General features: G+C 47.6%; 7 protein-coding genes and 1 pseudogene. All 8 read left to right on the top strand.

Features of this window, described 5'->3' with window-relative positions; all coding sequences use genetic code 11:
- A partial coding sequence (locus FYJ84_RS14525; protein ID WP_205764288.1) for a hypothetical protein occupies nucleotides 1-202 on the top strand: 202 nt, incomplete at its 5' end.
- 934 nt (nucleotides 203-1136) lie between these two features.
- Complete coding sequence (locus FYJ84_RS14100; protein WP_205764287.1) at nucleotides 1137-2465, top strand: autotransporter outer membrane beta-barrel domain-containing protein; 1329 nt, start codon at nucleotides 1137-1139, stop codon at nucleotides 2463-2465.
- 217 nt (nucleotides 2466-2682) lie between these two features.
- Entirely contained in the window at nucleotides 2683-3990 is a 1308-nt protein-coding gene (locus tag FYJ84_RS14095; protein ID WP_154408230.1) for a PTS sugar transporter subunit IIC, read from the top strand.
- Entirely contained in the window at nucleotides 3990-5435 is a 1446-nt protein-coding gene (locus FYJ84_RS14090; RefSeq protein WP_154408229.1) for an S-layer homology domain-containing protein, read from the top strand. Before FYJ84_RS14095 ends, FYJ84_RS14090 begins: the two co-directional genes overlap by 1 nt.
- Nucleotides 5436-5629: 194 nt before the next feature.
- Entirely contained in the window at nucleotides 5630-5950 is a 321-nt protein-coding gene (locus tag FYJ84_RS14085) for a PTS lactose/cellobiose transporter subunit IIA (protein WP_154408228.1), read from the top strand.
- Between the two features lie 92 nt (nucleotides 5951-6042).
- On the top strand, nucleotides 6043-6852 hold the full coding sequence (locus FYJ84_RS14080; RefSeq protein ID WP_235901518.1) for a glycoside hydrolase family 16 protein: 810 nt from the start codon (nucleotides 6043-6045) through the stop codon (nucleotides 6850-6852).
- Between the two features lie 375 nt (nucleotides 6853-7227).
- Nucleotides 7228-8529, top strand: a complete 1302-nt coding sequence (locus FYJ84_RS14075; RefSeq protein WP_154408227.1) for a PTS sugar transporter subunit IIC — start codon at nucleotides 7228-7230, stop codon at nucleotides 8527-8529.
- A gap of 182 nt (nucleotides 8530-8711) precedes the next feature.
- Nucleotides 8712-9617: pseudogene (locus tag FYJ84_RS14070) on the top strand (family 1 glycosylhydrolase); the annotation flags it as partial.
- Between the last annotated feature and the right edge of the window lie 128 nt (nucleotides 9618-9745).

Raw genomic sequence — 9745 nt, 5'->3', positions numbered from 1 at the left:
TAATCTCTTTGATTATTGTAGCATCAGGAAATCCAATTTCATAGAAAAATATTTAGTTGTAAAAAGAAAAATAAGTTTTGCATACAAGGCGGATATCTTGCTTACAAAACTTATTATACGAGGAGTTTTGATTTGGTATAGTGGGATTGTAAAGAAATGCTGGTATATTTTACCTAGAGTTTTGGGAGAATTGCCTGGGTAGTGGTTAGTGCAATGCAGTGGTCAGTGCAATGTAAATGCAAGGTTAAGGTTCGGGCGGCTATGGCAATACCATTGCAGGCACGCTCGCGCTATGGACATGAGCCTCACGCTTCTAAGTTCATTCATCGCCTTACGGCTCGAATTCGTTAAGAAGCGAGGCTCATATACATGCCTGCAACGGTACAGCCATAGCCGCCTGAAATCCTGCTACACGCAAGAGTTCTAAAATTCGTATATCGGCAAAATGTGGTTTTATTTGAAATTATGTAATAAGAGGAGAGTTTGTTATGTTAAAGGGGAAAAAGAAGGCTTTGGCAGCTCAGGTACTGCTTGGTTTGATGGTTGCTGGTAATGCGTATGCGGCTGATATTACGATTCAAGGTGCTGGAAGTACTCAATCAGATGTTGGTGGTTCTGTATATTATGTAGATAACTATAACAAACATATTGATTCTTCTGTTAATGATATGTGGTATTTACATGGTGATAAAGAAAACGCTATTATACGAGATCAAGACATCATTACTGGTAAGAATATTCAGGTTGATGCAGGTGGACAGGATTTTGTTATTTGCGATGCTTCTGGTGGAATAAAGGATAGTAGTATTACTATTGGTTCTGGTAACTTTGGTGATAGTAATCCTGATAATAAGAAAAATATTTTGGGAACAATAAAGGTTGCAAAAGATTTAACTAAAAGTTCTAATAATACTATAATTTTGCAACGTATTGGTGTACAAGATGGTGAGAATGCAGCGTTTGTTATGGCTGGTGACACGGATACTATAGAGTTATATCCTTATTCAACGGATGATTCTGACGGTAACGTTTATCCTGGTCCTGTAGTTGTGCTAGCACGTCCTAGTACTGCTTTGAGTTTGCAGGCTGGTAATCTTAAAGTTATGAAATCTGGTATTGGTGTACGAAATGTTAAGTTGGCAGATACCTTAAAAATCAATCCTGGTGATTTGTTTACAGTTAATGGTAAGCTGGAAGCTAAAAATGTTGGTGCTACTGGGGCAAAGCTGACAGTGAATGGGGCAGGCTCTACTGTAACAGATAATTGCTCGATTGATGAATTGATTATCGCTGGCTCGGGAACTTTAAAGGTTGGAACTTTGAGTGATTATAGCAATATAGATGTTTCAGGTTTTACTGGTGAAGGTACTGCTTTGGTTGTTGAAAATGGTACTATTGATGCTAGCAAGGTTAATATTGGTACGCATGGAACTAAGCATGAAGTAAATGCTTCTCCGTTGTTTGAGAAAGATTATACCTTGGGCGTATCCGCTAATAAAATTACCAACGTGGGCACAGTAACTGGTGTGCGTGAAAATTCCAAGTCCTATGTTGAGACTCAGATGGCTGCACTGGCTATGGTGGCAAGCGGTGTTGATTTGACAGCAGGTGCTGGTTTTACCAATGCGGCACAGGCTGTGCAGGATGCCAAGGATTCTGGTGATTCCGGCCGTTCCATGGTTCCTTATGCAGCTGCAAATTATGGCAGCATGCGTCAGGAGTCCGGCTCTCATGTCGATGTAAAGGGTTCCAACTTCAATATTGGTTTTGCCAAGGAAGTAAAGAACAGCAGTGGCAAGCTGCTCTTTGGCCCGATGTTTGAGTATGGCCGTGGCAACTATGATTCCTATCTTGATGATGGCACTACCGGTTCTGGTACTGCCCAGAATTATGGCGTAGGCATCATGGCTCGTCAGGACAATGATAACGGCTTCTACTATGAGGGTTCTTTGCGCTATGGTAAGGTAACCAGCGACTATAGCAGCAGCAACGTATGGGCAGGTCATGATGTAAGCTATGACAACAGTGCCAAGTATTGGGGTGCTCATGTTGGCGTTGGCAAGCTGCAGAAGCTGGGCGGTGACAATGCTATTGATTTGTATGGCAAGCTGTTCTACACCAATCAGGGCAGTTCCTCTGTAAATATTGACGGTGATACCCTTGATTTCAGCTCCGTAAAGTCCAAGCGTTCCCGCATTGGTTTCCGCTATATCCATGGCACCAGCAAGGTGCGCAGTGTCTATGCAGGCCTGGCATGGCAGTATGAGTTTGATGGTGCAGCGCATGCTACCGCCAATGGCTTCAGCACCCCTAGCCCGTCCGTAAAGGGCAGCAGCGGCATGCTGGAACTGGGTGTGTTGATTGCTCCGAAGGCCAGCCCTGTATCCTTTGACCTGGGCGTATCCGGCTGGACCGGCAAGCAGAAGGGTTATTCCCTGAATGCCAACATGTGCTGGAGCTTCTAATAGCTACACATAATTGATTAAGTGCTTTTTGAGAGTGTTTTGTAGCGGTGTTACAAGTAGCAAAAAGATACCTGTAACACCGTTTACACATAGATTGGAATTATTGAGAATTGTTACACGGTCTGTTATATTATAATTGTAAGAAGGAAGTCCTGATAAGATAAAAGAAGGGGACGAAATAAATAATATTTAAAAAAGAAAAGAGAGGGGTTTCAAAATGTCAAGACAAGAAATGTTTAATAAGTTTCTTGAAGTAATGAATCGATTTGCGCAGATCAAGGCGATTGTAGCAGTCAAGGATGGTTTCATCATGACTACGCCATTCACCATCTGCGGTTCACTGTTCCTGCTGATTGCCTGCCTGCCAATTCCGGGCTGGAATGAGCTGATGGTCAGCATGTTTGGTGAGAATTGGGCTGCACCATTGTTTGCAGTCTGCGGTGGTACTTTCAGCATACTGGCGCTGATTGTTGTAGTATGTGTTACCTACAAGTACGTAGCCAATGAAGGCCTGGACGGCATGACGGCGGCGGGGCTGGCTCTGGCAGCCTTCGTAATCATCATTCCGCCTGAGGTAGTTCTGGAAGGCGGACAGGTTGCTGGCAACGTAATTCCAAAGAACTGGGCTGGTTCGAACGGTATTATTACAGCTTTGCTTGTAGCTTTTGCTACCAGCTATATTTATTGCTATTGTGTAAAGAATCACATCGGTATCAAGATGCCTGAGTCCGTTCCAGGCGGTGTAGTAAGGGCATTTGAGGCTCTTACCCCTGGTTTCCTGGTTTTCCTGCTGGCTTCCATCATCTGGGGCGTATGCCACTTCGCTGGCAACACTTCTGCTCCTGAGCTGGTATTCAGCATGATTCAGACTCCTTTGCAGAGCCTGACTGATACATTGTTTGGTGGTACTGTTATCGTTGGTTTGCAGAGTCTCCTGTTCTGGGCTGGTATTCATGGCCCTAACGTAGTAAATGGTGTTGCTACTCCGATGCTGATGGCCAACACCCTTGATAACCAGGCACTTCTGGATGCAGGCCAGACTCTTTTGAACAACCCTGCAGCCAAGTTCATGACCATGCAGGTGAATGATGTATTCGTAAAATCAGGCGGTTGCGGCCTGACTATGGGCTTGATTATTGCCAGCTACATGGTTTCCAAGTCCGAGCAGCTGACTTCCCTGACCAAGATGGCTACCGTTCCTGGTATCTTCAATATCAACGAGCCAATTATCTTCGGTCTGCCTGTTGTGTTCAACCCGTTCTTGCTGGTTCCGTTCATCCTTGTTCCTATCGTGGCACTGTTCGTTACATATACTGCCATGATAATTGGTTTCCTTTCTCCGATGGGAGCCGTACAGGTACCGTGGACTACGCCGCCTATCATTGCCGGTCTGCTGCTTGATGGCTGGCAGGGTGCTGTAATCCAGATTATTAATTTAGCACTGGCTGTTGTTATCTACCTGCCTTTCGTAAAGAAGATGGATAACAGCTTAGTTGAAGAAGAAAAGAATGGGGAGGCTGCATAATGAAAAAGAGTAAAGTATTGGCTATGGCATTAGGCCTGGCAATGGGAGTATCCGCTTCCACTGCCCTGGCTGCTGAGGCCCAGGATGGTGCCGCACTGAGCGAGACTGCATTTAACGATGTTCCGAAAGGGCATTGGGCATACAGTGCACTGGAGGTTCTGTCCAAGGATGGCGTTCTGGAAGGTTATCCAGATGGTTCCTTCAAGGGTGATGAGACCATGACCCGTTATGAGATGGCACAGATTATTGCCAACGCCTACAAGGGCGGCAGCTTTGCTGACGATGCCCTGATTGACGGTGTGCGTCAGGAGCTGTCCGGCGAGCTGAAAACCTTGAAGAAGGTGGAGAAGCAGGTACAGAAGAATACTGCCGCTATCAACAAGATGCAGAGCTTTGTTGACAAGCTGGAACTTAGCGGTATGGGACAGGTTCGTTATGAGAACAATGATACCCGCAAGTATGACAGCATGACGGAGAATGATCGTTATTATCTGAGCCTGAAGACCAACTACAAGGTAAACGAGGACTGGAAGGTTTGCACTGAGTGGGAGATTAATCACAAGTATTCCAACTATCGCAATTTCCATGGCGAAAAGGCTGCTTCTAATGTTGATTTCAATAATCCTTATTATGTTGGTACGGACAGGCAGAATTCCAAGTTCTATCCTCGCCTGTGGATGGAAGGTAGTTTAGGTAAAAAATTATCACTGGATATTGGCCGTAAGTGGCGTGGTCTCGGCTTCCAGGTTATGGCTTATGGTGAGGAAACTGATGGTTTTACCTTGAATTATAAGCTGAATGATAATGACTTGATGGCAACTGCCTTGTATTGGAAGCCTGACCACAAGCTTTACAATACCTTTGCTGTTACAGGTGTGGGCTTGAAGGGCACTGTAGGACATGGCACTCAGCTGCAGCTGCATTATCTGCGCTCTAATACGGAGAAGACAGGCACTGTAGTAGGACACAACGAGTATACTAAGATGCCATATGATGGTGCGGGTAATGGCCTGCCTAGGGATTCTGTTACCTGGGAGCATGGCAATCAGATGATTACTGCCAGCCTTATGCAGAATTTTGCACCAAACCTCTACCTGTGGGCGGATTACAGCCGTACCAATGCAGATGAGCAGAATAATGCAACTGCCATCAAGGTAAGCTATAAGTGGACTGACCTCAATCAGCCAGGCTCTTTCCATCTCTATGGCAGATGGCATAACTACAAGGAGCATGGCCGCTGGCTGGGTGATACTGCTGACAGTCTGTGGCTGGATGGCTCTACCGGCTGGACCTTTGGCGGCAAGTATGTATTTGCCAAGAATGTAGAGGGTGAGCTGTGCTATGGCTGGTCCAGGGCAGCTGAAGACTGGTGGGGTCCGAATGGACACGACACTTCTGATTACACCCGTCATGTATGGCGTGCACAGCTTGACTTCCACTTCTAAGCGTTGCGTACTGCATTACAGCGTGTACTAAATTGTAGCGTAGATTGCTAATCAGCAGCGCAGCCGTGCACCATTGATAGGCATGTATATGGGGAAATGGTGCTGGTGCGCTGCCGGATTGGCACAGTGAACTTTACAAACTATAAAATATCAAGTATAAAATAGCAATAACAAAAATTAGAGGAGAACCAACAATGGAAGAAAATGATGAGTTGGAGATACAGGTATTCCAGATAATCTCTGCTGTGGGCACTGCCAGAAGCTGCTACATCGAGGCTATTCACGCCGCCCGTGAGAGGGATTATGAGCAGGCAGAGGAGCTGCTTGCCAAGGGTGACAAGAATTTTGCCGAAGGTCATGATGTGCATCTGGAGCTCCTTGGCCGTGAGGCAGAGGGTGCAGCTGTTGCCTGCCTGCTGGTTATGCATGCGGAAGACCAGCTGATGAGCGCCGAGGCTTTCAAGCTGGTAGCGCAGGAATTGATTGATGTGTATCATGAAATGGACAAGCTCTGATATTGGATGCCTGGTACTTGATGTACAATATTTGCTATATGATTATATGATGCATTTTAGTTAAAAAATTATTGAAAGATGAGGGGATAGTTATGAATTTCAAGAAATTGACAAGCTGTGTTATGGCTGGTTTGTTTGCTGTAGGTGTCAGCGTTATGACTCTGCCTGCTGCCAATGTTGAGGCTGCTGACAGCCCGTATTGCGCTACTGTAGAGCAGGTTGCTCCTGAGGGAGGTTTCTTCTTTGATTTTTCCAAGAAGATGCCAAAGGAAGCCGTTGCTGCCCACGGCTGGACCAATGGTGCTATGTTTGATACCAACTGGTACAAGGACAACATTACCTTTAACAGCAAGCGCATGCAGCTGAATTTGGACAACGAGGATGGCCCGGGCTGGTCCGATCCTACTGTCAACTACTCCGGTGCAGAGTTCCGCACTACCACTCAGAACAGGTATCACTACGGCCTGTATGAGGTTTGCATGAAGCCTGCCAAGAGCGACGGCATCGTTTCTTCTTTCTTCACTTATACCGGCCCATATGATGAGCCGAAGACCCAGTGGGATGAGATTGATATCGAGTTCCTGGGCAAGGATACCACCAAGGCTCAGTTCAACTACTTTACTGACAGCAAGGGCAACCATGAGTACCTGTGCGACCTGGGCTTTGATGCCAGCGAGGGCTTCCATGTATATGCCTTTGACTGGCAGCCGGGCTCCATCACCTGGTATGTAGACGGCAAGGAAGTTTACAAGGCTACTGACAATATCCCTGTAACCCCTAGCATGGTTATGGCAAATCTGTGGGCAGGCCGCGGCGTTGATGAGTGGCTGAACCCGGTAGATGATTCCAACTTCCCTGTTCAGGCAGAGTACAAGTGGATGAAGTTTACCCCGGCAAAATAAAAGCATGATAAAATAAACTAACTTGTTTAAGCAATTCTGCTTGCAATTGCTTCTTTTCGATAAACGGCAGCCACCCCCCGCAATAGGCTGCCGTTTTTTAGTGCGCCCAGCATGGGCGCACTCTATAGTTTTTCTATGTATGGATGTGTAAATGAAAGCAGTATTTATGCGTCTTTTTGGGATAGCCGTGTATGGGCAAAATTGCCCTTGCAGATACAAAATTGAATGGGTGATACAGGCAAGGAGTGCTTTTTCTGAAAAAACATTACAGAGGGCACTCCTTTTGTTGTGGGAAAAATCAGCCGGTGCTACACTTTGATTGAGGTTAAGTTTCGCGGTACATTTTGAGTCTTTTGTTGAGGAGAGGTAAGGAAGATGTCAAAGAATGAAATTTTTAATAAATTTCTTGCGGTCATGAACCGCTTTGCTCAGATTAAGGCAATCATCGCGGTCAAGGACGGCTTTATCATGACTACCCCGTTTACGGTTTGCGGCTCGCTGTTTTTGCTGGTTGCCTGCCTGCCGGTTCCAGGCTGGAATGAGTTCATGGCGGGAATTTTCGGCGAGAACTGGGCGGCGCCCCTGTTTGCGGTATGCGGCGGCACGTTCAGCATATTGGCCCTGATTGTGGTGGTCTGCGTGACCTACAAGTATGTGGCTAATGAAGGCCTGGACGGCATGACGGCGGCGGGGCTGGCCCTGGCGGCCTTCGTCATCATCATTCCGCCGGAGGTGGTGCTGGAGGGCGGCCAGGTTGCAGGCAATGTGATTCCCAAGAACTGGGCCGGTTCCAACGGCATCATCACCGCCCTGCTGGTAGCCTTTGCCACCAGCTATATCTATTGCTACTGTGTCAAGAACCACATCGGCATCAAGATGCCGGAGTCCGTGCCAGGGGGAGTAGTGAGGGCCTTTGAGGCACTGACGCCGGGCTTCCTGGTGTTCCTGCTGGCTTCCATCGTATGGGGCATCTGCCATTTTGCCGGCAACACTTCCGCACCTGAGCTGGTATTTACTGTCATCCAGGTGCCTTTGCAGAGCCTGACGGACACTTTGGCCGGAGGCATCATCATCGAGGGGCTGCACAGCCTGCTGTTCTGGGCAGGTATTCATGGCCCTAATGTGGTAAATGGCGTAGTGACACCGATGCTGCTGGCTAATGCCCTTGACAATCAGGCACTTCTGGATGCGGGGCAGACCCTTATCGGCAATCCAAATGCCAAGCTGATTACCGCCCAGGTGGATATGTTTGCCAAGGCTGGCGGCTGCGGCATGACCATGGGGCTGGTGATTGCAGCCTACCTGACGGCAAAATCAGAGCAGCTGCGGTCCCTGAACAAGATGGCTACCGTGCCAAGCCTGTTCAACATCAACGAGCCTATTATTTTCGGACTGCCAATCGTGTTCAACGGCTATATGCTGATTCCTTTTATCCTTGTGCCAATTATTGCTGTGACTATTACTTATTTTGCGATGGTTATCGGCTTTATGTCCCCGATGGGGGCGGTGCAGGTTCCATGGACGGCGCCGCCGATTATTGCCGGTCTCCTGCTGGCAGGCTGGCAGGGGGCTGTGGTGCAGATTATTACCCTGGCAATTTCCGTGCTGGTTTATCTGCCTTTCACGAGACGTATGGATAAGGAGATGCAGAAGGAGGAAGCGGAGCAGGCCGCATAAAAAATCTGGAACTTTGTTTCAGGCTGGCAGCGCTTTTTATGAAATGTCGTTGTGAAAGGCGCTGCCTTTCTTGTAGCACAAGTACCGGCAGTGCTACAATGTTGCCACAAGGTTATATATTTAAAGGGTTAGAGGAAGTAATTTTTTTAGGAAGCAATTTTTATTTAAGGAGAGAATAAGCTATGGCATTTCCAAAAGGATTTTTGTGGGGCGGCGCAGTGGCGGCACATCAGCTGGAGGGCGGCTGGAATGAAGGGGGCAAGGGCCCTAGCGTTGCCGATGTAATGACGGCAGGAGGCCCGGGGATTCCCCGTGAGATTACGGACGGGATTATCCCTGGCAAGATTTATCCGAATCATGAGGCCATTGATTTTTATCATCGCTACAAGGAAGATATTGCCCTCCTGGCACAGATGGGGTTCAAGTGCTTCCGTACCAGCATCGCCTGGACGAGGATTTTCCCGAAGGGGGACGAGCTGGAGCCAAACGAGGAAGGCCTGAAGTTCTATGATGACCTCTTTGATGAGATGCTGAAGTATGGCATGGAGCCGGTGGTTACCCTGTCCCATTTCGAGATTCCGCTGCACTTGGCCAATGAGTATGGTGGCTGGCGGAACCGCAAGATGATTGAGTTCTTCGTGCGCTATGCCAAGGTCTGCTTTGAGCGTTACAAGCACAAGGTAAAGTACTGGATGACCTTCAACGAGATTAACAATCAGCGTGAGGTCATCGGCGGCATGAGCGACCATCATGCCTTCCAGGATTCCGGCCTCCGTTATCAGGAGGGGGAGGACAGGTACCAGGTTATGTATCAGGCTGCTCATCACGAGTTCGTGGCTTCCGCCATGGCGGTTATTGAGGGGCACAAGATTAACCCTGACATGTACATCGGCTGCATGATGGCTGTATGCCCTGTATATCCGGCCAGTGCGGCACCTCTTGACCAGATGGCTGCCCTGAAGGAAATGGATAGGACCTTCGTCTTTGCAGATGTGCAGTGCCGGGGGCATTATCCTAGCTACATCCTGAAGGAGTGGGAGCGTTTCGGCACCAATATCAAGATGGAGCCTGGCGATTTGAAGCTTCTGGAGCAACCTGGTAATATGTCAACAGGTTTTCTCAAAAGTTTTTGAAGCAAATTCTTGAAATAAAGTGCACTTAACAAACCTTCAGGATTATAAGCAAAAATCCCAAAGGCATGTTTGTAAATATTATG

It is taken from the genome of Anaerovibrio slackiae, assembly GCF_009695585.1.
GTDB lineage: Bacteria > Bacillota > Negativicutes > Selenomonadales > Selenomonadaceae > Anaerovibrio > Anaerovibrio slackiae.
This window is presented reverse-complemented; position numbering and strand designations above follow the sequence as displayed.

Bases quoted from the DNA above. Each gene is read 5' to 3' on its own strand.
- FYJ84_RS14095 (WP_154408230.1), top strand. From the start codon at position 2,683: ATGTCAAGACAAGAAATGTTTAATAAGTTTCTTGAAGTAATGAATCGA.
- FYJ84_RS14090 (WP_154408229.1), top strand. From the start codon at position 3,990: ATGAAAAAGAGTAAAGTATTGGCTATGGCATTAGGCCTGGCAATGGGA.
- FYJ84_RS14075 (WP_154408227.1), top strand. From the start codon at position 7,228: ATGTCAAAGAATGAAATTTTTAATAAATTTCTTGCGGTCATGAACCGC.
- FYJ84_RS14085 (WP_154408228.1), top strand. From the start codon at position 5,630: ATGGAAGAAAATGATGAGTTGGAGATACAGGTATTCCAGATAATCTCT.
- FYJ84_RS14080 (WP_235901518.1), top strand. From the start codon at position 6,043: ATGAATTTCAAGAAATTGACAAGCTGTGTTATGGCTGGTTTGTTTGCT.